Source organism: Enterobacter sp. K16B (genome assembly GCF_020216105.1).
GTDB lineage: Bacteria > Pseudomonadota > Gammaproteobacteria > Enterobacterales > Enterobacteriaceae > Enterobacter > Enterobacter sichuanensis.
In genome coordinates, this window is record NZ_JAIWJZ010000083.1 from 18,496 (window position 1) to 43,652 (window position 25,157).

A 25,157-nucleotide genomic window follows, 5' to 3' on the forward strand; every position below is an offset into this window, starting at 1 on the left:
AGGCACGAATATTGCTTAGCTTTCACGGGTTTCGCTGTTCCGGAGAGTAAGCATGACATTAAAGGCTGGCATTTCACCAGGGGCTAACGAATGGCTCCAGCGCGCAAGGACGATGCGCCGGGAGCAGCTCAGCAAACTGGCACAGCTGGGCGTGCTTGTGCATGGCATCAGCCAGCTGGTGCACATGTTACAGTGCGAGCGCGGGGCTTCCAACGTCTGGCTCTGCTCACAGGGTCAGCTTTACGCCCCCGAATGCAAAGCCAGCCGGGCGCTGGTGGATGAAAACCTGGCTGCCCTGTATGGCATTCTCGACAAACAGTCCCCTGTTCCGGGAAGTGCCGTTTGTGAACGCATCGGCGGCGCGCTGCAAAGCCTGGATATGCTTCCCGCCCTGCGTGACGGCGTGCGCCAGCAAACCCTTACGGCGCCGCAGGCGATGGAGCACTACTCGCGCATGCTTCGCCATCTGCTCAGTATCGTGCCGCAGCTTAATGACAGCATTGACGATCCGCACATCGCCGGGCGTTTTGTCGCCCTGTATAGCCTGATGCAGGGGAAAGAGCTGGCGGGACAAGAGCGGGCCCTGGGGGCGATTGGCTTCACGCAGGGCTTTTTCGATGATGTCACCCGCCAGAGGCTGGTTGACCGCATTGACGGACAGCAGGCCTGTTTTGAGATCTTTCTCTCGCACAGCCACGCTGAGGTGCAGACCACCTTTACCCTGAACTGCCAGCCCGATCGTGAAACGGAGCAACTCCGGCGCGTGGCCTGTACCCGCCAGCCTGCCGCCGATAATGGCACTACCGCATTGACCTGGTTCGCCCTGCAAACCTCGCGCCTGGAACACCTGCGCGCGCTGGAGGAGACCATGATTGCCGATCTGATGCTCGCCGTGGACGCGCGTATTCACCGTGACGACGACTACGCACCGCCCGCCGATGAGCAGGACGATCCGCTGATCCACTACCCGGAAAAACCGTTGCTCACCCTGGTTCGCCAGCAGGCGCGCGAGATAGAGCAACTCTCCCGTCAGCTTGCGTCGCTGCGCGATACGCTTGAAGAGCGTAAAACCATTGATAAAGCGAAAAGCGTGCTGATGACCCACCAGAATATGAGTGAAGAACAGGCCTGGACGGCGCTGCGCAAAATGGCGATGGACAAGAACCAGAGAATGGTGGAGATCGCCCGTGCGCTGCTCATGGTGAAGCACCTCTGGGAAGTAACACCAAAGGAGTAGCTGCACAATCCGTGGGCATTTTGTGCCTGATTGAGGTGCGTAAACGTGAGGGTAAGGCGGTTGGCACCGCGAAAACTGCGCGTTAAAACCTGGCATTCACTTTGCATTATCAGATTAACCATTTTTGACGGTGCGCCAACGGCGGTGCATCAGTCTTCGGGATAAAGGCGTCCAGCGGTGCTTCGGCACTGTCGGGCGCTTTTTTTTTGGTTTTTTTTCAGGAGTGGTCATGGCGGATTTGTCGAGACGGCGGTTTTTGCAGGCCAGCATGCTGGCGAGTGGGGCAATGCTGCTACCGGGGGTCATGCAGGCCGCATGGGCGGCAGGCTCGGATAAACCGGAGCAGGAAATAGTGCGCATCGGGTTTATCCCGCTGACCGACTGCGCGCCGGTGATTATCGCAGCGCTGAAAGGGTTTGATAAAAAGTACGGCATCACCATCGTGCCCACTAAAGAGGCGAGCTGGGCGGCGGTGCGCGACAAGCTGGTAGCGGGCGAACTGGATGCCGCGCACATTCTCTACGGCCTGCTGTACGGGCTGGAGCTGGGGATCGCCGGAAAGCCGCAGCAGATGGCCAACCTGATGACCCTCAACCAGAACGGGCAGGCGATTACGCTCTCCGCCGATCTGGCCGAAAAGGGTGTTCGCGATCTCGACGGGCTGAAAAAGCTGACCGGGCAGCAGGCGCCGGGGGCATACACCTTTGCGCATACCTTCCCGACCGGCACGCACGCCATGTGGCTCTACTACTGGCTGGCCAGCGCGGGCATTCATCCGTTTAACGATGTTCGCACCGTGGTGGTACCGCCTCCGCAAATGGTGATGAACATGCGCATTGGCAACATGGTCGGTTTTTGCGTCGGCGAGCCGTGGAACGCGCGGGCCATCAACGATCGTATCGGTTTTACCGCTGCGACGTCTCAGTCCATCTGGGCCGATCATCCGGAAAAAATCCTCGGCACGCGTCGCGAGTGGGTGGAGAAAAACCCCCACACCGCGCGGGCGCTGGTCAGCGCCGTGCTGGAGGCGGCGCGCTGGATTGACGCGTCCCCGGAAAACAAACGCGAGACCGCGCAGATCCTCTCCCGCCGCGCGTGGCTGAACACCAAAGAGCAGTACCTTACCGGGCGGATGCTGGGCGAGTACGACAACGGCGTGGGTTCGCACTGGCAGGACGCCCATCCGATTCGCTTCTTCAACGACGGTGCCGTCAGCTACCCGTATCTTTCCGACGGCATGTGGTTCTTAACCCAGTTCCGCCGCTGGGGGTTGCTCAAATCCGCCCCGGACTATGCGGGCATTGCGCAGCGCATTAACCAGACCGCGGTCTGGCAGGATGCCGCCACGGCAGTAGGGGGCATTACCGCCCCGGCGTCACCGCTGCGTAGCAGCACATTGATGGACGGCACCGTCTGGAACGGTACCGACCCGGAAGGATACGCCAACCGTTTCGCTATTCACCGTAGAGGGGCCTGATTATGCAGCATCTGCAAAAGACGACATCACACGAGACGCCGGAGAGTGGGGAGGTGATTATTCTGCCTCCGGTGCAGGTTCGCCGCCGTACCCCGACGTTTGCCCGCCGGATTAACGCGATTTTTCAGCGCCTCATTCCGGCGTTTCTGGGGCTGGGGCTGCTGGTCGTGCTCTGGCTACTGGCCGCGATCAACAGCAAAGGATTCCCGACGCCGCTCAGCACCCTCGACTCGGCGTTAACGCTGTTCGCCGATCCCTTTTACCGTGACGGCCCCAACGACATGGGCATCGGCTGGAACGTACTCGCCTCACTGCAGCGCGTGGCGGTGGGCTTTGGCCTGGCCGCGCTCGCCGGGATCCCGCTCGGCTTTCTGATTGGTCGCTTCACCTTTTTCTCGCGCATGTTCAGCCCGCTCATCGCGCTGTTGCGCCCGGTTAGCCCGCTGGCCTGGCTGCCTATCGGCCTGCTGTTGTTCCAGAAAGCGGAGCCGGCTTCCAGCTGGACCATTTTTATCTGCTCGATCTGGCCGATGGTGATCAACACCGCTGAAGGGGTGCGCCGTATTCCACAGGACTACCTCAACGTTGCCCGCGTGCTGCAGCTCTCCGAGTGGACCATCCTGCGCCGTATTCTCTTTCCGGCCGTGCTGCCGGCGGTGTTGACCGGGGTGCGCCTGTCCATCGGCATTGCCTGGCTGGTCATTGTCGCCGCCGAGATGCTGACCGGCGGTTTAGGGATCGGCTTCTGGATCTGGAATGAGTGGAACAACCTCAACGTCGAAAACATTCTCATCGCCATCGTCATCATTGGCGTGGTCGGGTTACTGCTGGAGCAGGGGCTGATGCTGATCGCCCGCCGCTTTAGCTGGCAGGAAAAATAAGGAGCGAAGATGAAACCGATAATTCAGGTCCAGGCTGTAAGCCAGCGTTTTTCCACCGCCAGCGGTGAGTTTCTGGCGCTGCAAAACGTCTCGTTTGATATTCACGAAGGTGAAACCGTGAGCCTGATCGGTCACTCCGGCTGCGGTAAATCGACGCTGCTGAACCTTATCGCCGGAATAACGCTGCCGACGGAAGGCGGGCTGATTTGCGATAACCGTGAAATCGCCGGGCCGGGTCCGGAGCGCGCGGTCGTGTTCCAGAACCATTCCCTGCTGCCGTGGCTTACCTGCTTCGACAACGTGGCCCTGGCGGTGGATCACGTGTTCCGCCACACCATGAGCAAGGCGGAGCGTCGGGAGTGGATTGAACACAACCTCGATCGCGTGCAGATGGGGCACGCCCTGCATAAGCGGCCGGGAGAGATCTCCGGCGGCATGAAGCAGCGCGTCGGCATTGCCCGCGCGCTGGCGATGAAGCCGAAGGTGTTGCTGATGGATGAGCCGTTTGGCGCGCTGGATGCGCTGACCCGCGCCCATCTGCAGGACTCGGTGATGCAGATCCAGCAGGCGCTGAACACCACCATTGTGCTTATCACCCACGACGTGGATGAGGCGGTACTGCTCTCCGATCGCGTGCTGATGATGACTAACGGCCCGGCGGCGACCGTCGGGGAGATCCTGCACGTTGACCTGCCGCGCCCGCGTAACCGGGTGCAGCTGGCGGACGACAGCCGTTATCACCATCTGCGTCAGCAGATCCTGCATTTCCTTTATGAAAAACAGCCCAAAGCGGCATAAAGGGGCAGCCATGACGCGACTGATCGTTATCGGCAATGGCATGGCAGCAACGCGGCTGATCGCCTCGCTGACCGCGCGTGCTCCCGGTCGCTTCGCGATTACCGTGCTGGGCGATGAGCCGGAACACGCCTACAACCGCATCCAGCTCTCGCCGGTGCTGGGTGGGGAAAAACAGGCGGAACAGATCCGCCTGCAGGATGACGCCTGGTATGAGTCCCGCGGTGTGACGGTGCGAAGGGGGGAACAGGTGCTCGCGGTAGATGTTGAGAAGCGGTTGGTCCGTACGGCACAAACCACGCTGGCCTGGGATGAGCTGGTGTTTGCCACCGGATCAACGCCCGTTGTGCCGCCTATCCCTGGCGGGGATGCCTCTCACGTCTTTACCTTCCGTCGGCTGACGGACATCGGCGCGATTCAGGCTATCCCGGGCCCGGCGGTGGTGCTGGGTGGTGGGGTGCTCGGCGTTGAGGCTGCCGCCGCGCTTGCCAGTACCTGTGACAACGTCACGCTGGTACATCGCGGGGCGTGGTTAATGGAACAACAGCTGGACCAGCAGGCTGGCGTCCTGCTGGAAGAGGCGCTGGCAGCGCGCGGAGTGCGCTGCGCGCTTTCGTCCGGGATTGCGTCCATCGCGGCGGAGTCGGTGACGCTGTCGGACGGCAAGCGTATTCACGCCACCCGTGTGGTGTTGACCACCGGCGTTCAGCCCAACATCTCGCTGGCAAAAGCCAGCGGCGTTCGCTGCGCCCGCGGCATTGTGGTGAATCCGCAGATGCAGACCTCCGCGGCGAACGTCAGCGCCATTGGCGAATGCTGTGAGATCGACGGCCAGACGTTTGGCCTGGTGGCGCCCTGTCTGGCGCAGGCGGATATCCTCGCCGCCCGGCTGGCCGGGGAAGCCGTAGCCTCTTTTGCCCCAACGGACAGCGGGATGCGCCTCAAGGTGACGGGCATCGAACTGTTCACCGCCGGTCGCGCCACGGTGCAACCGGAGGACGTGGTCTGGAGCGCATGGGATCCCCTCACGCGCCACTACCGACGCTTATTGATTCACCGCGGCGCGCTGGCTGGCGTGCTGCTGATGGGGGACTGCCGCAGCGCGGCAACCTTCACCGATTTACTGGCAACGGCTGCGCCCGCCCATGCGGACTGGCTGTTCGATCGTTTCACTACGCAACCGCAGGTTGCAGGACAGAACGCTATGACAAAACCTACTCTGGTGGTGGTTGGGCACGGTATGGTCGGCCACCATTTCCTCGAAGATTGCGTTAGCCGCAATCTGCATCAGCAGTATCAGATTGTTGTCTTTGGCGAGGAGCGCTATGCCGCCTATGACCGCGTGCATCTGTCGGAATATTTTGGCGGCCGCAGCGCGGCGTCGCTCTCGCTGGTGGACGGGGATTTCTTTGCCGACCACGGCATTGAGCTGCGCCTGTCGCAGCAGATTGTCGCACTCGATCGCGATGCACGCGTGGTGCGCACCGCCAGCGGGCATGAAACCCACTGGGACAAACTGGTGCTGGCGACCGGCTCATACCCGTTCGTTCCGCCCGTGCCGGGTAACGATTTACCGGGCTGTTTTGTCTATCGCACCCTTGACGATCTGGACGCGATTGCGGCGCATGCGGCGGGCTCTCGCCGCGGGGTGGTGATTGGCGGCGGGCTGCTGGGGCTGGAGGCGGCAAATGCGCTGAAGCAGCTCGGGCTTGAAACCCACGTGGTGGAGTTTGCGCCCAACCTGATGGCGGTCCAGCTCGACAACGACGGCGCGGCAATGCTGCGCAGAAAAATCGAGGCGCTGGGCGTCAGCGTTCACACCAGCAAAGCGACAACGGAAATCGCGCCCGCGGACGACGGGCTGGTGCTGCGCTTTGCAGATGGCGAACAGCTGGAAACGGACATGGTGGTCTTTTCTGCGGGCATACGTCCGCAGGACGCGCTGGCGCGCAGCAGCGGGCTGGCTATCGGCGAGCGTGGCGGGATCTGCATTGACGATCGCTGTCAGACCTCCGACCCGAACGTATTTGCCATCGGCGAATGCGCTCTGTGGGCGGGGAAAATCTTTGGTCTGGTCGCGCCCGGCTACCAGATGGCGCGGGTGGCCGCCGCCGCGCTGGCGGGAGAGGATAAAACATTCACTGGCGCGGATATGAGCACCAAACTCAAACTGCTGGGCGTGGACGTCGCCTCGTTCGGCGACGCTCACGGGCGCACGCCGGGTGCGCTGAGCTACCAGTGGACGCACGGCCCGCAGCAGATCTACAAGAAAATGGTGGTGAGCCACGACGGAAAAACGCTGCTCGGCGGCGTGCTGGTCGGCGATGCCAGCGAGTACGCCACGCTGGTGCAGATGATGCTCAACGGCATCACCCTGCCAAAAGAGCCGGAGGCGCTGATTTTACCCGCATCGTCAGGCAGTGCGCCAAAAGCGCCCGGCGTGGCGGCGCTGCCGGAAAGTGCGCAAATCTGCTCCTGCCATAACGTCAGCAAAGGCGATATCTGCCAGGCGGTGAGTGCCGGCGCGACGGACATCGGCGCCGTCAAGCAGTGTACCAAAGCGGCAACCGGCTGCGGCGGGTGCAGCGCGCTGGTGAAGCAGGTGATGGAGTGCCAGCTGGCCGAGCAGGGCGTGGAGGTGAAAAAGGATATCTGCGAACACTTCCCGTACTCGCGCCAGGAGATTTACCACCTGGTGCGCGTCAACCATATTCGCACCTTCGACCAGCTGATTAGCCGCTACGGGCAGGGGCACGGGTGTGAGATCTGCAAGCCGCTGGTGGGCTCGGTGCTGGCCTCCTGCTGGAATGAATACCTGCTAAAACCGTCACACCTGCCGCTGCAGGACACCAACGACCGCTACTTTGCCAATATCCAGAAGGACGGCACTTACTCCATCGTCCCGAGGATGCCCGCAGGGGAAGTGACGGCAGACGGGCTGATTGCTATCGGTCAGATTGCCAAACGCTACAACCTGTACAGCAAAATCACCGGCGGCCAGCGTATCGACCTTTTCGGTGCCACCCTTGATCAACTGCCGGCGATCTGGCAGGCGCTGGTGGAGGCCGGGTTTGAAACCGGGCACGCCTACGGCAAATCCCTGCGCACGGTGAAATCCTGCGTCGGATCGACGTGGTGTCGCTACGGCGTGCAGGACTCCACCAGCCTTGCGGTCAGGCTGGAGCACCGCTACAAAGGCCTGCGCGCGCCGCACAAAATCAAAATGGCCGTCTCAGGCTGTACCCGCGAATGCGCCGAGGCGCAGAGTAAAGACGTCGGAGTCATCGCCACGGACAAAGGCTGGAACCTCTATCTGTGCGGCAACGGCGGCATGAAGCCGCGCCACGCGGATCTCTTTGCCAGCGATCTTGATGATGAAACGCTGATCCGCACCGTCGATCGCTTCCTGATGTTTTACATCCGCACGGCGGATCGCCTGCAGCGCACCAGCACCTGGATGGACAACCTGGAAGGCGGTCTCGACTACCTGCGGGAGGTGATCCTCAACGACAGCCTTGGCATTGCCCACGAGCTGGAGCAGGAGATGGCCCGGGTGGTGGAAACCTACCAGTGTGAATGGCAGACCACCCTTAACGATCCCAACCGCCTGGCGCTGTTCCGCACCGCCGTGAACGACACCGCCGCGGAGAACAACAAGCGCTGGCAGGAAATTTGCGGCATCGCCGACATCCCGGAGCAGGCGGGCATTGGCGCGCGGCTTGGGCGTAAGCCGATTGCGCTGTTCCGCTTTGGTGAGTTCGTCTATGCCCTCGACGATCGGGAGCCGGGCAGCAGTGCGAACGTGCTCTCCCGCGGCATTCTTGGCGATGCGGCGGGCGAGCCGGTGGTGATCTCACCGCTCTACAAACAGCGTATTCGCCTGCGAGACGGCTGTCAGGTGGATAACGGTGAACCTGCGGTTCGTGCCTGGCCGGTGAAAATTGAAGACGGCAAAGTGTGGGTTGGCAACGATGCCCTGGTGTTGCGCGCGGAGGCCTCATGATGGAAACCCGGACAACGTGCCCCTACTGTGGGGTCGGCTGCGGCGTGGTCGCCCGCGTGGAAGGTGAAACGGTAAGCGTTCGCGGGGATGAAAGCCATCCTGCGAATTTTGGCCGCCTGTGCGTGAAAGGATCGGCTCTGGGAGAAACGACGGGTCTGCAGGGGCGATTACTGCACCCCGTGGTTGACGGTGTTGAGGTGGACTGGACGCAGGCGCTGGGCGGGGCTGGCGAGCGGTTACAGGCGATCATCGACACCTGGGGGCCGCAGGCGGTGGCCTTTTACGCCTCCGGGCAATTGCTCACGGAGGATTACTACGCCGCCAATAAGCTGATGAAAGGGTTTATCGGCGCGGCAAACATCGATACTAACTCCCGGCTCTGCATGTCGTCGGCGGTGGTGGGCTATAAACGCGCTTTCGGTGAAGACGTCGTGCCGTGCAATTACGAGGATGTGGAAAACAGCGACCTGGTGGTGCTGGTTGGCTCAAACGCGGCCTGGACGCATCCGGTGCTGTACCAGCGGCTGGTGCAGGCGCGACAGGCCAGTCCCGAGATGAAAGTGGTGGTCATTGACCCGCGCAGAACCGCCACCTGTGATATTGCCGACCTGCATCTTGCGCTCGCGCCCGGGAGCGACGCCGGGCTGTTTGTCGGTCTGCTGGATGTGATTCAGGGGACGGACGCGTGGCCGGTATCCCGCGTGGCGGCGTTTTGCGGCCTCACGCCGCAGGAGATTGCTACCTTTTACGACTGGTTTATGACGGCACCCCGGGCCATCACGCTCTACACCATGGGGATCAACCAGTCTTCCAGCGGCAGCGACAAATGCAGCGCCATCATTAACGTTCACCTTGCCAGCGGGAAATTTAACCGTCCGGGCTGCGGCCCATTCTCGCTGACCGGCCAGCCAAACGCGATGGGCGGAAGGGAAGTGGGCGGGCTGGCGAATCAGCTGGCGGCGCACATGAACTTCGAGCCGGACGATCTTTCGCGGGTGGCGCGTTTCTGGGGAACGGAGCGGCTGGCGCAAACTCCGGGCCTGATGGCGGTAGAGCTGTTTGACGCCATCGCCCGCGGCGAGGTGAAGGCGGTGTGGATCATGGGCACCAACCCTGCCGTCTCGCTGCCGGACAGCCACGCGGTGTGCCAGGCGCTGGCGAACTGTCCGCTGGTGATTATCTCTGAGGTGATGAGAGATACCGACACCAGCCGCTTCGCCCATATTCGCTTTCCGGCGCTGGGCTGGGGAGAAAAAGAGGGAACGGTGACGAACTCGGAGCGGCGTATTTCCCGCCAGCGCGCGTTTCTGCCAGCGCCGGGCGAAGCGAAGCCGGACTGGTGGATTGTCGCGCAGGTGGCGAAACAACTGGGGCACGGTGACGCCTTTGCCTGGCAGCATCCCCACGAGATTTTTTGCGAGCATGCGGCGCTGACGGCCTTTGAAAATGACGGCGCGCGGGCGTTAAACCTTCACGATCTGGCTACGCTGACCCGTGATGCGTGGGATCAGCTTGAGCCTTATCAGTGGCCGACGGGGGATTTTCCGCGCCGGAACATCGTTCCGGTTACCCCTCAGCCGCACGGTGCGACGGTCAGCGCATTCTACCCGCTGATCCTTAACACCGGGCGCATTCGCGACCAGTGGCACACCATGACCCGCACGGGATATGTGGCCAGACTGATGCAGCATATCGCCGAACCGTATGTTGAGGTTTGCCCTGCAGACGCCGCTCGGTTCTCCCTGTGCGACGGCCAGCTGGCGCGCATCAGCTCGCCGCGCGGCGTGATGGTGGCCCGAGTGTGCGTCCGAGACGGTCAGCGCGAGGGTGAGGCGTTTGCCCCGATGCACTGGAACGCCCAGTTTGCCCGTCAGGGAAAGGTGAATGCGCTGGTGGAAGGGCGCTGCGATCCGGTTTCGGGCCAGCCGGAGAGTAAACAAACCGCCGTCAGGATCATGCCCTGGCAGCCCGCCTGGCAGGGAGAACTGTATGCCCGTGCGCTACCGCAGCTGCCGCCATCGGCGCACGGGTGGCGTAAAGCCTCACGCCTGACGGTGGCGGGGGATACGCCGCTGTTTTCCTGGATAACGGATTACGCCCGCGCCCGCGGCTGGCAGTTGCAGACTGCGCAAACGGATGCACGCAGCAGCGTACTGGCCTGGCATGAAGGCCAGCTGATGCTCGGGTTCTGGGAAGGCACCGCGTTACCGGCGCTGGCGCATACGGTCATCGACGCCGCTTTTCAGTCGCCACCCCTGACGCCTGCTGCGCGCCATGCGCTGCTGAACGGGCAGGGCGTGGGAAAGCACCGCGATCCGGGGCGCATTATCTGCACCTGTTTCAGCGTTGGGGAAAACACGATACGGGAGGCGATTGCCGGTGGCTGTGATTCCGTCAGCGCACTGGGGGCGAAGCTACGCTGTGGTACTAACTGCGGTTCGTGCGTGCCGGAGCTGAAAGGGCTGTGTGGATAAGGGTGTAAGGGCGACAATCTGTTTCAGGATAATCCTGAAATGTCCGCCAGGACTGCATTTCAGGGCTTATCGCGTTAACATAATAAGAGTTTATTCATAAACACAGGTTCTTATTGACGACGTTGATGGCTGTACCGTCCCGCATTCGTTTAATTTTTTTACTCTCCCTTCTTACGGCCGGAGCCGTTCACGGTGCGCCGAATTCCTTTATGCATCAGGCTCTGAATCCCTTTGATAATAACGGGGACAGTTTGCCCGACCTTGGTATGGCGACGCCCACAGGCGAGGGGGAAAAACACCTGGCCGAAATGGCGAAAGCCTTTGGCGAAGCCAGTATGACCGACAACGGCCTGACAACCGGCGAGCAGGCACGTCAGTTTGCCTTTGGTCAGGTGCGCGACGCGGTGAGCGGCGAAGTGAACCAGCAGATTGAGTCCTGGCTGTCGCCCTGGGGGAACGCCAGCGTGAACGTGCTGGTGGATAACGAGGGCAAATTCAACGGCAGCAGCGGGAGCTGGTTTATCCCCTGGAACGATAACAACCGCTACCTGAGCTGGAGCCAGCTTGGCCTGACGCAGCAGACGGATGGCCTGGTCAGTAACGCCGGCATCGGGCAGCGCTGGATCGCCGGGAAATGGCTGCTGGGCTATAACACCTTTTACGATAACCTGCTGGATGAAAACCTGCAGCGTGCCGGGCTGGGCGCGGAAGTGTGGGGGGAAAATCTGCACCTGTCGGCGAACTATTATCAGCCCTTTGCCAGCTGGCGTGAGCGCTCGGACATTCAGGAGCAGCGCATGGCGCGCGGATATGACGTGACGGCCAACGCCTGGCTGCCGTGGTTCCATCACCTGAATACCAGTCTCAGCGTTGAGCAATATTTTGGTGACAACGTCGACCTGTTCAATAGCGGCACCGGCTATCACAACCCGGTGGCAGTCAACCTGGGACTTAACTATACCCCCGTTCCGCTGGTGACGTTGACTGCCGCGCATAAGCAGGGCGAGAGTGGCGAGAGCCAGAATAACCTCGGGCTGAAGCTCAACTACCGCTTTGGCGTGCCGCTGGCCAAACAGCTTTCAGCCAGTGAGGTCGCCGCCACGCGCTCCCTGCGCGGAAGCCGCTATGATTCGCCGGAGCGCAACAGCCTGCCGGTGATAGAGTTCCGTCAGCGCAAAACGCTGTCCGTCTGGCTGGCCACGCCGCCGTGGGATCTGAAAGGGGGCGAAACCGTCATGCTGAAGCTGCAGGTTCGCAGCACGCACGGCATCCGCCAGATCCACTGGCAGGGGGATACGCAGGCGTTGAGTCTGACATCGCCGGCTAAAAGCAACAGCAGCGACGGCTGGAGCGTGATCATGCCCGCCTGGGATGACCGGGAAGGGGCGTCAAACCGCTGGCACCTGTCGGCGGTGGTGGAAGATGAGAAAGGCCAGCGCGTCTCGTCTAATGAAATCACGCTGACCGTGGTGCAACCGCTGGTCGCATTGCCTGACGACGACCCGCGCTGGAAGCTGCTGCCGGATGAATAACCCTTAAAAAATGCGTTCCTGGTGAACCCATACGGCGGCTTCCACGCGCGATTTTAGCTTCATTTTCTTCAGCATATGCTTCACATGCACTTTGACCGTGCTTTCGGTGATATCCAGGCGGCGGGCGATCATTTTGTTCGGCAGCCCCTGGGCAATGAGCTTGAGAATATCGCGCTCGCGCGGGGTTAACTGGCTGACGTCACGGTCCGAGGTGGCGCGGTTTGCCCGCAGGCTGGCGGCGAGGACCGGCGTTAAGGCTTCGCTGAGCACCATCTCGCCCGCCGCCGCCTGCTGCAGTGCCTTAAGCAGATCTTCCGGCTCCATATCTTTCAGCAGATAGCCATCCGCCCCGCGCTTGAGCGCCGTGACCACATCCTCTTCGTGGTTCGACACGCTAAAGACGACAATGCGCCCGGAGAGCGATTTTTCCCGCAGCTTGTCGAGGGTTTCCAGACCGTTCATGCCCGGCATATTCAGATCGAGCAGGATCAGATCGGGATCGAGGGATTCGGCAAGCTCAATGCCCTGTTCGCCGTTGCTGGCTTCGCCGACCACGGTGATATCGGGTGCCATGCTGACCAGCTGTTTCACGCCAGTACGCAGCATCGGATGGTCGTCGATCAGCAGGATGGATGCCGGTTCCTGATTAGTCATGGGTATCTCCTTGAGCAATTGTGAGCGGTTTCTCGGGAATAAAGGTGACGACAACTTCCGTGCCACCCGTCTCTCTCCGGCGAACCTGGCAATCACCGCGCAGGCTTTGGGCGCGGTCTCGCATAATAATTAAACCATAGTGGTTCGTGCGTTCGGCATTTTCCGGCACGCCGCGGCCGTTGTCGTGAACCGTCAGCTTCACCTGATTGTTGTGCTGGCTGACGGTGACCGTTACCGCCGTCGCGCCGGCATGCTTAAGCACGTTGCTCAGCGCTTCGCGGGCGATCTGCAGTAAATGGATGGCCTGATGGGAGGGGACAAACCGCGGCGGCAGCTGGTAATCCAGCTTCACCGGGAACCCCAGCCGGGCGCTAAATTCGTGACAGCTGGCTTCCAGCGCCGGGCGCAGGCCCGGCTCGGTCAGCTGCAGACGGAAGGTGGTCAGCAGTTCGCGAAGCTGGATCCAGGAGGTATTCAGCTCGTTGCGGATCTGGCTCAGCAGCTGCTTGTTGCTTTCCGGCATCTCAGCATCCTGCATCTGCAGACAGCTGACCTGCATCTTCATACAGGAGAGCGACTGGGCGATGGAGTCGTGCAGTTCGCGGGCGATGGTCGCGCGCTCTTCCATGACGATCAGCTGCTGCTGTTTTTCCTGATGCCTGTCGAGCGCCAGCGTGGCTGTTAACTGTTCAATCAGCGTATCCACCAGCTGCTGCTGGTCGTGGCTCAGGTGGCGTCCGGTTGGCAGGGTGGCCAGCAGAATGCCGTACTGGGTGTGGCTGTCCGTCAGACGCCACTTCAGGGTGGTGCCGCCGGAGGTCAGCGGCGGCAGGCCGCGAGGGCAAAGATGGCAGCCTTTGTCATCGCAGGACATATCGGACTGACAGGTAAATTCCTGATGGTTCTCTTCGTCTTCCACATCGTAGACCCGCAGCTCCAGGTCGCGCAGCAGGGTCAGATTTTGCAAACCGTTCAGCACCGGCGAGAGACGTTCGCATAACGGCACCTGCATGTGCAGGCGGCGGTTGGCCTGCCACAGGAAGGAGAGGATCTCGTTTTTCTGCTCAAGGCCCGCCGTTTTTTCCTGCACGCGCTGTTCCAGCACCGCGTAGCTCTCGGAAAGCTCTGCCGACATGGTGTTGAGCGCCTGGCCGAGCATCGCCATCTCGTTGCGTCCGCTGATGTGCGTGCGCTGGGTGAAATCGCGCGCGGTGACCGCGCGGGCCATCGCCAGCAGCTGTTTCCAGGGATTCAACAGCCGGGCGCGAAGCCAGACGATAGTGAAGATCAGCAGCAGCCCCATAAACAGCGCCATTGCCCGGTGCACCATTACCACCCGGTCGATGCGTAGTTCGGTGGTCTGGTCGAACGCGGAGACCAGCGCGTCAATGCGCGTAACGAACCCCGCCACGTCCTGGGCAACCGCCTCTGTACTGTGCGCCTGTTTCAGGCCCGGCTGCAGCTGGGTGTGCCAGTACCCCTGAAGGGCTTTAAGCTGGGATTGTTGACCGGCGCGAATGGCGGCATTTTCCAGCTCGGGGCTGAACGCGGTGCGCTCCATTTCATCAATTAAGGGCCGATCGGCCTGCGTCAGGGGAACCGATGCCAGCAGGCGATAACTCTGCATGCGTAGTGAGCCTGCCTCATTAATGGCATGCGCATTACCCTGTACCCCCTGTACCAGCCAGCCGGAGATCGCCATGCCGGTCACGCCAATGGCGGTGGACAGCAAAACAATCAGGGCGAGCTGATTCACGAGCGTCAGCGGAGATAAACATCTTTTTAACATAGAGTTGGCGTGCTCCTGACGTGGCCTGCTTGCAGGAATGGCGCTATTCTGGTGCATACCCTGGAGTATACCCATACCAATAAAGGATTACCCCTAAATTGCCAACGGAGTAGGGGGCAGAACGCGGGGGTGGCAGGAACGCGTCAGCGCCGTGAAAAACCACGTCTTTTTTGTCGAATTAGCCTACTCACTAAGGATAAGCCCTTTTTTTGTGCCGCAAATCCTCCCACTTTTCCTTTGATTTATATCAACTTACCGCCGCCCTAAAACCCTAATGTTTGCAGCATCATTCGAGAATCAGAGGTGTCTATGAGTCACTCATCCGCTCCCGAAAGGGAAAGTGGTGCCGTTATTACAGACTGGCGTCCAGAGGATCCGGCGTTCTGGCAACAGCGCGGCCATCGTGTTGCAAGCCGGAATCTGTGGATTTCCGTTCCGTGTTTGCTGTTAGCGTTTTGCGTATGGATGTTGTTTAGTGCGGTGGCGGTCAACCTGCCGAAAGTTGGGTTTACGTTTACGACCGATCAGCTGTTTATGTTGACGGCGTTACCGTCGCTGTCGGGTGCGCTGCTGCGCGTCCCTTACGCGTTTATGGTACCGGTCTTTGGCGGTCGTCGCTGGACGGCGTTCAGCACGGGCATCATGATCGTTCCTTGCGTCTGGCTCGGCTTCGCGGTGCAGGATACCTCCACGCCGTTCAGCGTGTTCATGATTATCTCTCTGCTGTGCGGTTTTGCCGGGGCGAACTTCGCCTCCAGTATGGCAAACATCAGCTTCTTCTTCCCGAAAGCGAAGCAGGGCGGTGCGCTGGGTATTAACGGCGGTCTGGGGAATATGGGCGTCAGCGTGATGCAGCTGATTGCGCCGCTGGCGATTTCGGTTTCCATTTTTGCGGCCTTTGGCGGCGGTGGCGTTGAGCAGGCGGATGGTTCTTCCCTGTACCTGCAAAATGCGGCCTGGATTTGGGTGCCGTTCCTGGTGGTGTTCACCCTTGCAGCCTGGTTCTTTATGAATGACCTGTCCGCGTCGAAGGCGTCGCTGAGCGAACAGCTGCCGGTGCTGAAGCGTGGGCACCTGTGGGTGATGGCGCTGCTGTATCTGGCCACCTTCGGTTCGTTTATCGGTTTCTCTGCGGGCTTCGCCATGCTGTCGAAAACGCAGTTCCCGGAAATTCAGATCCTGCACTTTGCCTTCTTCGGGCCGTTTATTGGTGCCCTGGCGCGTTCCGTTGGCGGCATGATCTCTGACCGTCTCGGCGGGACACGCGTGACCCTGGTTAACTTCGTCGTGATGGCGGTCTTCTGTGCGCTGCTGTTCCTGACGCTGCCGGCAGACGGACAGGGCGGTAACTTTATCGCCTTCTTCGGGGTGTTTATGGTGCTGTTCCTGACGGCCGGGCTGGGGAGTGCGTCCACCTTCCAGATGATCTCCGTGATCTTCCGCAAGCTGACCATGGATCGCGTGAAGGCGCAGGGGGGAAGCGAAGAGCAGGCTATGCGTGAAGCGGCGACCGATACGGCGGCGGCACTGGGCTTTATCTCTGCGATTGGCGCGATTGGCGGCTTCTTTATCCCGAAAGCGTTTGGTATTTCGCTGGAGCTGACCGGCTCTCCGGCGGGGGCAATGAAAGTTTTCCTTGTCTTCTATATCGCCTGCGTCGTGATCACGTGGCTGGTATATGGGCGTAATACTAAGAAAAAATAAGTAAGTGTGATTATCCGTTTACGCGGCCTTCGGGTCGCGTTTTTTTTGCTGATAATTAGTTACAACATACTGAAACGCGCGCAGAGGAAACCAGCGGGTAACACTGTGATCGCCATCGCTTTACAGGGGGGGTCTACCCCTTAATACCTGAGATGTTAATGAACGCCCTGTTTTTTGTACAATAAAAAATAAATAATCTTATATATCAATAGGATGGGATATTTCAGAAAATACCGCTTTGGTGGTATTCAGCGTAACCCCACTCTGGGAAGTCCCGCGTCGTCTTGATCGTTATCAATTCTCCCCCTCTTTCAGGGCGTTACCTTCGCTGCAAATCAGCAATGTCGATTTAGAGAGCCACAGGCTCCACACAGGAGATACCCGATGAGCAAATTTTTGGACCGGTTTCGCTACTTCAAACAGAAGGGCGAAACTTTTGCCGATGGGCACGGCCAGGTTCTGGATACCAACCGGGACTGGGAAGACGGTTACCGCCAGCGCTGGCAGCATGACAAAGTCATCCGTTCAACCCACGGCGTGAACTGTACTGGCTCATGTAGCTGGAAGATATTTGTTAAAAACGGTCTGGTGACCTGGGAGATGCAGCAGACCGACTATCCGCGCACCCGTCCGGATATGCCAAATCACGAACCGCGCGGCTGCCCGCGTGGCGCCAGCTACTCCTGGTATCTCTACAGCGCGAACCGCCTCAAATACCCGCTGATGCGCAAGCGCCTGATGAAAATGTGGCGCGAAGCGAAGGTGCAGCACAGCGATCCGGTTGATGCCTGGGCCTCCATTATTGAAGATGCGGACAAAGCGAAAAGCTTTAAGCAGGCCCGCGGCCGCGGTGGCTTTGTGCGTTCTTCCTGGAAAGAGGTCAACGAGCTGATTGCCGCCTCTAACGTCTACACCGTAAAAACCTACGGTCCTGACCGCGTGGCGGGCTTCTCGCCGATCCCGGCGATGTCGATGGTCTCTTATGCCTCCGGGGCGCGCTATCTCTCCTTAATCGGCGGCACCTGCCTGAGCTTCTACGACTGGTACTGCGACCTGCCGCCAGCCTCTCCGCAGACCTGGGGCGAGCAGACCGATGTGCCGGAATCCGCGGACTGGTACAACTCCAGCTACATCATCGCCTGGGGCTCTAACGTGCCGCAGACCCGTACGCCGGATGCGCACTTCTTTACCGAAGTGCGTTACAAAGGCACCAAAACCGTGGCGGTAACCCCGGACTACGCCGAAATCGCCAAGCTGTGCGACCTGTGGCTGGCACCGAAGCAGGGTACCGATGCCGCGATGGCGATGGCGATGGGCCACGTTATGCTGCGCGAGTTCCACCTGGATAAGCCCAGCCAGTACTTCACCGACTACGTCCGCCGCTACACCGACATGCCAATGCTGGTGATGCTGGAAGAACGTGACGGGTACTACGCCGCGGGCCGCACCCTGCGCGCCGCCGATCTGGTGGATGCGCTGGGCCAGGAAAATAACCCTGAGTGGAAAACCGTCGCGTACAACAGCAACGGCGAGCTGGTGGCGCCAAACGGCTCTATCGGCTTCCGCTGGGGCGAGAAGGGCAAGTGGAATCTCGAGCAGCGTAACGGCACGACGGGCGAAGAGACGGAACTGCGTCTGAGCATGCTGGGTAGCCAGGACGAGATCGCCGAGGTTGGCTTCCCGTACTTCGGCGGTGAAGGTTCCGAGCATTTCAACAAGGTTGAGCTGCAGAACGTCCTGATGCATAAGCTGCCGGTGAAACGCCTGCAGCTGGCCGACGGCTCTACCGCGCTGGTCACTACCGTTCATGACCTGACCATGGCGAACTACGGCCTGGAGCGTGGTCTGAACGATGAAAACTGTGCGACCAGCTATGACGACGTGAAAGCCTACACCCCGGCATGGGCGGAACAGATCACCGGCGTACCTCGCGCGCAGATCGTGCGTATCGCCCGTGAGTTCGCTGAAAACGCAGACAAGACCCACGGCCGTTCGATGATCATCGTCGGTGCGGGTCTGAACCACTGGTATCACCTGGATATGAACTACCGTGGTCTGATCAACATGCTGATTTTCTGCGGCTGTGTCGGTCAGAGCGGCGGCGGCTGGGCGCACTACGTAGGCCAGGAAAAACTGCGTCCGCAGACTGGCTGGCAGCCGCTGGCGTTTGCCCTCGACTGGCAGCGCCCGGCACGCCACATGAACAGCACCTCTTACTTCTATAACCACTCCAGCCAGTGGCGCTACGAAACGGTCACCGCCCAGGAGCTGCTGTCGCCGATGGCGGATAAATCCCGCTACAGCGGCCACCTGATTGACTTCAACGTGCGTGCTGAGCGCATGGGCTGGCTGCCGTCTGCGCCTCAGTTGGGCACCAACCCGCTGCGCATCGCGGAAGAGGCGAAGAAGGCGGGGATGTCGCCGGTGGATTACACCGTGAAATCACTGAAGGATGGATCAATCCGTTTCGCAGCAGAACAGCCGGAAAACGGGAAAAACCATCCGCGTAACCTGTTTATCTGGCGCTCCAACCTGCTGGGCTCGTCCGGTAAAGGTCACGAGTACATGCTGAAATACCTGCTGGGTACCGAAAACGGCATTCAGGGGAAAGATCTCGGCAAGCAGGGCGGCGTGAAGCCGGAAGAGGTGGAGTGGAAAGACAATGGTCTCGACGGCAAGCTGGATCTGGTGGTGACCCTCGACTTCCGTCTCTCCAGCACCTGCCTGTATTCCGACATCGTGCTGCCTACCGCCACCTGGTACGAAAAAGACGACATGAATACCTCGGATATGCATCCGTTTATTCATCCTCTGTCTGCGGCCGTTGACCCGGCGTGGGAATCGAAAAGCGACTGGGATATCTACAAGGACATCGCGAAGAAATTCTCTGAGGTCTGCGTAGGGCACCTCGGCAAAGAGACCGACGTGGTGACGCTGCCAATTCAGCACGACTCCGCCGCCGAACTGGCGCAGCCGCTGGACGTGAAGGACTGGAAAAAAGGCGAGTGCGACCTGATCCCAGGCGTGACCGCGCCGCACATTATTCCGGTTGAACGTGATTACCCGGCAACGTACGAACGCTTTACCTCTATCGGCCCGCTGATGGAGAAAATCGGTAACGGCGGGAAAGGGATTGCCTGGAACACCCAGAGCGAAATGGATCTGCTGCGTAAGCTTAACTACACCAAAGCGGACGGCCCGGCGAAAGGTCAGCCCTGCCTTAACACGGCGATTGATGCCGCAGAGATGATCCTGACCCTGGCACCGGAAACCAACGGCCACGTCGCGGTGAAAGCCTGGGCGGCGCTGAGTGAGTTTACCGGTCGCGACCATACGCACCTGGCGAAGAATAAAGAGGAAGAGAAAATACGCTTCCGCGATATTCAGGCGCAGCCGCGCAAGATTATCTCCAGCCCGACCTGGTCTGGCCTCGAAGATGAGCATGTCTCTTACAACGCTGGCTACACCAACGTTCATGAGCTGATCCCATGGCGCACCCTCTCCGGTCGTCAGTCGCTGTATCAGGATCACCAGTGGATGCGCGATTTCGGTGAAAGCCTGCTGGTTTACCGTCCGCCAATCGACACCCGCTCCGTGAAAACCGTAATGGGTGCGAAATCGAACGGTAACCCGGAGAAGGCGCTGAACTTCCTGACGCCGCACCAGAAGTGGGGGATCCACTCCACCTACAGCGACAACCTGCTGATGCTGACCCTGTCGCGCGGTGGTCCGATTGTCTGGATGAGCGAAACGGACGCCAAAGATCTGGGTATCGAAGATAACGACTGGATCGAAGTGTTCAACAGTAACGGTGCCCTGACGGCGCGTGCGGTGGTGAGCCAGCGCGTACCGGCCGGGATGACCATGATGTACCACGCGCAGGAGCGTATCGTGAACCTGCCGGGGTCAGAGATCACCGAGCAGCGCGGCGGGATCCACAACTCCGTGACCCGTATTACGCCGAAACCGACCCATATGATCGGTGGCTATGCCCAGCTGGCCTACGGCTTTAACTACTACGGCACCGTAGGTTCGAACCGCGATGAGTTCGTGGTGGTACGTAAGATGAAGAATATTAACTGGTTAGACGGCGAAGGTAATGACCAGGTACAGGAGAGCGTAAAATGAAAATTCGTTCACAAGTCGGCATGGTGCTGAATCTGGATAAATGCATCGGCTGTCATACCTGCTCGGTCACCTGTAAAAACGTTTGGACCAGCCGTGAAGGTATGGAGTATGCCTGGTTCAACAACGTGGAAAGTAAGCCGGGCACCGGCTTCCCGACCGACTGGGAAAACCAGGAGAAGTGGAAGGGCGGCTGGATCCGCAAAATCAACGGTAAGCTGCAGCCGCGCATGGGTAACCGCGCTTTGCTTCTGGGAAAAATCTTCGCTAACCCGCATCTGCCGGGCATTGAGGATTATTACGAGCCGTTTGACTACGACTATCAGAACCTGCACAACGCGCCGGAAAGCAAACACCAGCCGATCGCCCGTCCTCGCTCGCTGATCACCGGCCAGCGCATGGACAAAATTACCAGCGGTCCAAACTGGGAAGAGATCCTGGGCGGCGAGTTCGAAAAACGCGCCAAAGACCAGAATTTCGAGAACATGCAGAAGGCGATGTACGGCCAGTTCGAAAACACCTTCATGATGTATCTGCCGCGCCTGTGCGAGCACTGCCTCAACCCGGCGTGCGTGGCGACCTGCCCGAGCGGTGCCATCTACAAGCGTGAAGAAGACGGCATTGTCCTTATCGACCAGGACAAGTGCCGCGGCTGGCGGATGTGCATCACCGGCTGCCCGTACAAAAAAATCTACTTCAACTGGAAGAGCGGCAAGTCTGAGAAGTGCATCTTCTGCTACCCGCGTATTGAAGCCGGTATGCCGACCGTTTGCTCCGAGAGCTGCGTAGGCCGTATCCGCTACCTCGGCGTGCTGCTGTACGACGCGGACGCAATTGAAAACGCTGCCAGCACCGAGCACGAGAAAGATCTCTATCAGCGTCAGCTGGACGTGTTCCTCGACCCGAACGATCCGAAGGTGATTGAGCAGGCGCTGAAGGACGGCATTCCGCAGAGCGTGATTGACGCTGCGCAGCAGTCTCCGGTGTACAAAATGGCGATGGACTGGAAGCTGGCCCTGCCGCTGCACCCGGAATACCGCACGCTGCCGATGGTCTGGTACGTGCCGCCTCTGTCGCCGATTCAGTCAGCCGCGGATGCGGGCGAGCTGGGCAGTAACGGCATTCTGCCGGACGTGGAAAGCCTGCGTATCCCGGTTCAGTATCTGGCAAACCTGCTGACCGCAGGCGATACCCAGCCGGTACTGCTGGCGCTGAAACGTATGCTGGCAATGCGCCACTTCAAACGTGCCGAAACCGTGGACGGCGTGACCGATACCCGTGCGCTGGAAGAGGTCGGTCTGACCGAAGCGCAGGCGCAGGAGATGTACCGCTACCTGGCGATTGCCAACTACGAAGATCGTTTCGTGGTGCCGAGCAGCCACCGTGAACTGACCCGCGAAGCCTTCCCGGAGAAAAATGGCTGTGGCTTTACCTTTGGCGACGGCTGCCACGGGTCAGACAGCAAATTCAATCTGTTCAACAGCCGCCGCATCGACGCCATGGATGTGACCAGTAAAACGGAGCCGCACTCATGATTGAACTCGTCATTGTTTCGCGTCTGCTGGAGTACCCGGATGCTGCGCTGGTGCAGCATCAGCAGGAGCTGTTTGATGCACTCGCGTCATCCGAAAACCTGGATAAAGAGGATGCCCAGCGGCTTGGGGTTTTCCTCCGCGACCTGTTAGCGCGCGATCTTCTCGATGCGCAGGCGGACTACAGCCAGCTGTTTGACCGCGGTCGGGCAACCTCGCTGCTGCTGTTTGAACATGTTCACGGTGAGTCCCGCGACCGCGGTCAGGCGATGGTCGACCTGATGGCGCAGTACGAGCAGCATGGCCTGCAGCTCGACAGCCGCGAGCTGCCGGACCATCTGCCGCTCTATCTGGAGTATCTGGCGCAGCTGCCGAAAGAGGAGGCGCTGGGTGGTCTGCAGGACATCGCGCCGATCCTGGCGCTGCTCGGCGCGCGGCTTCAGCAGCGCGAGAGCCGCTACGCGGTGCTGTTCGACCTGCTGGTGAAGCTGGCCAACGCGTCGGTCGACAGTGAAAAAGTGGCGGAGAAAATCGCCGATGAAGCCCGGGACGATACCCCGCAGGCGCTGGATGCCGTCTGGGAGGAAGAACAGGTGAAATTCTTTGCTGACCAGAGCTGTGGCGAGTCTGAAATCTCTGCTCACCAGCGTCGTTTTGCCGGTGCCGTTGCCCCGCAATATTTGAATATCTCTAACGGAGGACAGCAATAATGCACTTCCTGAATATGTTCTTCTTTGATATCTACCCGTATATCGCGGGCACCGTGTTCCTGGTGGGAAGTTGGCTGCGTTATGACTACGGCCAGTATACCTGGCGCGCTGGCTCCAGCCAGATGCTGGATCGTAAAGGGATGCATGTGGCCTCTAACCTGTTCCACATCGGTATTCTGGGCATTTTTGCCGGCCACTTCCTCGGCATGCTGACGCCGCACTGGATGTACGAAGCGTGGCTGCCCATTGAGGTGAAGCAGAAGATGGCGATGATCGCCGGTGGGGCCTGCGGGGTGATGACCCTGGTGGGGGGCCTGCTGTTGTTGAAACGTCGTCTGTTCAGCCCCCGCGTGCGGGCAACCACCACCGGGGCGGACATCCTGATCCTCTCCCTTTTGATGGTACAGTGCGCGCTGGGTCTGCTGACCATTCCGTTCTCGGCGCAGCATATGGACGGCAGTGAAATGATGAAGCTGGTGGGCTGGGCGCAGTCTGTGGTGACTTTCCACGGTGGTGCATCTGAACATCTGGACGGCGTGGCGTTTATCTTCCGCGTTCATCTGGTGCTGGGGATGACGCTGTTTGTGTTATTCCCGTTCTCTCGCCTGGTGCACATCTGGAGCGCGCCGGTGGAATACCTGACGCGCAAATACCAGATTGTACGCGCCCGTCGCTAATTTGCCGTTTTGATACCAACCCCGCACTCGCGGGGTTTTTTTTCGCCCCAGCCCAGGTTATTGCCCGCTGCAGCAAACAGGATCAGCGCGCCGCCTGCCAGTTGCGTCAGGTTCAGCGAGTGTCCAAATACCAGATTATCAACAACGATCGCCACCACCGGATAGATAAACGACAGCGAGCCGGTAATGGGCGTCGGCAGCTTCTGAATCGCACTGTAGAGCAGTTGATACATAATGCCGGTATGGACAACGCCCAGCGTCAGCAAGATCGGCCAGGGGAAATCGGCGGACAATGACGGCATGCGGGCAAACGGCAGAAGCATGACGACGCCCGTCAGCACCTGGATGAAGGCAATGTGCTGCGGCGCAACCGATCGCAGCTTGCGGGCAATGATGGCCGTTACCGCATAGAAGAAGGCAGCGGCCATTGCCAGCCCAATCCCGGCGAGCCAGTCGGCGCCATGTGCGCTGGTCAATTCACTGGAGAGCAAAATGACCACGCCGCCAAAGGCGAGCACCAGCCAGCCCCATTTCACCAGGCTGACACGCTCGCCGAAAAGCATCCCCATCAATACCAGCATAAACGGCTGAGTGTTATACACCACGGTCGAAAGACCAATTGAGATCCGTTCATAGGCCGCGAAGAGCAGCAGCCAGTTCACCACTAATGCCGCTCCGCCGAGGATCGCCAGCAGCAGCGTCGTGCGGGTGAGGGGGCTAAACGGCTTTCGACTCATGCGAATAAAAATGAACAGTGCCACTGCCCCAATCAGGCAGCGCCAGAACACCACTTCCGTTACCGGCAGACCGGACAGTAAAACAAACGCGCCAATTGAGCCGGAAATTAACATCGCCAGGCTCATTTGCCAGACGCCTTTATGGAAATCACGCATCATCCACCTCCTGATTGATGACGTTATTGTCGAAAATGGCTGTCGTGTTTTACAGGGGTGATATAAGGTTTAAGAGCTAAATGACTTTTTAAAATTAGGTGAAAACGATGGAATGCCTTCTTGATGATATCGACCGACAAATCTTAGCCTGTCTGGTTGAGGATGCGCGTATGTCCCTGAAGGTGCTCAGCGGGCGTATCGGGCTGACGTCACCCAGCACGGCAGAGCGCCTGAAAAGGCTGGAAGAGCGCGGTGTGATTCAGGGGTATGGCGCGCGGGTGAACCTGGCGGCGTTAGGGTATACGCTGCAGGCGCTGGTGCGCGTACGGCCACTGCCGGGGCTGTTGCATAAAGTGGATAAGTACATTCAGGCAATGCCGGAGTGTATTGAGAGCGACAAAGTGACCGGGGAGGACTGCTTTGTTATCCGGCTGGTAGTGCGGTCAATCGAACAGCTTGATGCGCTGCTGGACGGGCTGGCGGAGCATGCTCAGTGCAATACGTCGATTGTGAAAAGCACGCCGGTGACGCGACGTTTGCCACCGATGTAGCCATCTGTCGCCGGGTGGCGGCTGCGCCTTACCCGGCCTACAAAGGCGGACTCGGTTTTTTTATGTTGGGGAAATGATGGTGGTGGGGGAAGGATTCGAACCTTCGAAGTCGATGACGGCAGA

Annotated in this window: 16 protein-coding genes; 13 read left to right on the forward strand and 3 right to left on the reverse strand. The window is 59.8% G+C overall.

From position 1 onward, the window contains the following. Nucleotides 1-52 precede the first annotated feature (52 nt). From nasR to LDK53_RS15665, 7 genes are all read left to right on the forward strand, one after another. Nucleotides 53-1,237 (forward strand): nitrate regulatory protein NasR, encoded by a 1,185-nt coding sequence (gene nasR / locus LDK53_RS15635; protein ID WP_225287536.1) that lies wholly within the window; start codon nt 53-55, stop codon nt 1,235-1,237. 229 nt (nt 1,238-1,466) lie between these two features. Next, nucleotides 1,467-2,714, forward strand: a complete 1,248-nt coding sequence (locus tag LDK53_RS15640) for a CmpA/NrtA family ABC transporter substrate-binding protein (protein ID WP_225287537.1) — start codon at nt 1,467-1,469, stop codon at nt 2,712-2,714. A gap of 2 nt (nt 2,715-2,716) precedes the next feature. Then, a complete protein-coding gene (ntrB, locus tag LDK53_RS15645) occupies nt 2,717-3,595 on the forward strand; it encodes a nitrate ABC transporter permease (protein WP_225287538.1) in 879 nt (292 codons plus the stop codon). 9 nt (nt 3,596-3,604) lie between these two features. Beyond that, on the forward strand, nt 3,605-4,393 hold the full coding sequence (locus LDK53_RS15650) for an ABC transporter ATP-binding protein (protein WP_045286270.1): 789 nt from the start codon (nt 3,605-3,607) through the stop codon (nt 4,391-4,393). 10 nt (nt 4,394-4,403) lie between these two features. Then, nucleotides 4,404-8,393, forward strand: coding sequence for a nitrite reductase large subunit NirB (nirB, locus tag LDK53_RS15655; RefSeq protein WP_225287539.1), 3,990 nt, complete (start codon nt 4,404-4,406; stop codon nt 8,391-8,393). Beyond that, nucleotides 8,390-10,867 carry a nitrate reductase gene (locus tag LDK53_RS15660; RefSeq protein WP_225287540.1) on the forward strand — a complete coding sequence of 826 codons (2,478 nt, stop codon included), beginning with the start codon at nt 8,390-8,392 and terminating at the stop codon, nt 10,865-10,867. Before nirB ends, LDK53_RS15660 begins: the two co-directional genes overlap by 4 nt. A 125-nt stretch (nt 10,868-10,992) precedes the next feature. Continuing rightward, nucleotides 10,993-12,399 carry a YchO/YchP family invasin gene (locus LDK53_RS15665; RefSeq protein WP_225287541.1) on the forward strand — a complete coding sequence of 469 codons (1,407 nt, stop codon included), beginning with the start codon at nt 10,993-10,995 and terminating at the stop codon, nt 12,397-12,399. A 3-nt stretch (nt 12,400-12,402) separates the two neighbouring features. Here LDK53_RS15665 and narL read toward each other — a convergent pair whose 3' ends face one another. After that, a complete protein-coding gene (gene narL, locus LDK53_RS15670) occupies nt 12,403-13,053 on the reverse strand; it encodes a two-component system response regulator NarL (RefSeq protein WP_008499531.1) in 651 nt (216 codons plus the stop codon). Further along, a complete protein-coding gene (gene narX, locus LDK53_RS15675) occupies nt 13,046-14,842 on the reverse strand; it encodes a nitrate/nitrite two-component system sensor histidine kinase NarX (RefSeq protein WP_225287542.1) in 1,797 nt (598 codons plus the stop codon). The genes narL and narX overlap by 8 nt, the downstream gene beginning before the upstream one ends. A gap of 309 nt (nt 14,843-15,151) precedes the next feature. Here narX and LDK53_RS15680 point away from each other — a divergent pair, with 309 nt between their 5' ends. The 5 genes from LDK53_RS15680 to narI all read left to right on the forward strand — a co-directional run bounded on the left by LDK53_RS15680 (nt 15,152) and on the right by narI (nt 23,590). Continuing rightward, on the forward strand, nt 15,152-16,546 hold the full coding sequence (locus LDK53_RS15680; protein ID WP_225287543.1) for a NarK family nitrate/nitrite MFS transporter: 1,395 nt from the start codon (nt 15,152-15,154) through the stop codon (nt 16,544-16,546). 384 nt (nt 16,547-16,930) lie between these two features. Then, nucleotides 16,931-20,674, forward strand: coding sequence for a nitrate reductase subunit alpha (locus tag LDK53_RS15685; protein WP_225287544.1), 3,744 nt, complete (start codon nt 16,931-16,933; stop codon nt 20,672-20,674). Then, a complete protein-coding gene (narH, locus tag LDK53_RS15690; RefSeq protein ID WP_225287545.1) occupies nt 20,671-22,206 on the forward strand; it encodes a nitrate reductase subunit beta in 1,536 nt (511 codons plus the stop codon). Before LDK53_RS15685 ends, narH begins: the two co-directional genes overlap by 4 nt. Continuing rightward, nucleotides 22,203-22,913: a nitrate reductase molybdenum cofactor assembly chaperone gene (narJ, locus tag LDK53_RS15695; RefSeq protein ID WP_025756544.1), complete on the forward strand. Its 711-nt coding sequence runs from the start codon at nt 22,203-22,205 to the stop codon at nt 22,911-22,913. The genes narH and narJ overlap by 4 nt, the downstream gene beginning before the upstream one ends. Beyond that, a complete protein-coding gene (gene narI, locus LDK53_RS15700; protein WP_045286274.1) occupies nt 22,913-23,590 on the forward strand; it encodes a respiratory nitrate reductase subunit gamma in 678 nt (225 codons plus the stop codon). The genes narJ and narI overlap by 1 nt, the downstream gene beginning before the upstream one ends. Here narI and LDK53_RS15705 read toward each other — a convergent pair. Then, nucleotides 23,587-24,483 (reverse strand): DMT family transporter, encoded by an 897-nt coding sequence (locus LDK53_RS15705; RefSeq protein WP_225287546.1) that lies wholly within the window; start codon nt 24,481-24,483, stop codon nt 23,587-23,589. The genes narI and LDK53_RS15705 overlap by 4 nt on opposite strands. 107 nt (nt 24,484-24,590) lie before the next feature. Between LDK53_RS15705 and LDK53_RS15710 the strand changes: the two genes are divergently transcribed. Beyond that, on the forward strand, nt 24,591-25,034 hold the full coding sequence (locus LDK53_RS15710; RefSeq protein WP_025756547.1) for an Lrp/AsnC family transcriptional regulator: 444 nt from the start codon (nt 24,591-24,593) through the stop codon (nt 25,032-25,034). Nucleotides 25,035-25,157 lie beyond the last annotated feature (123 nt).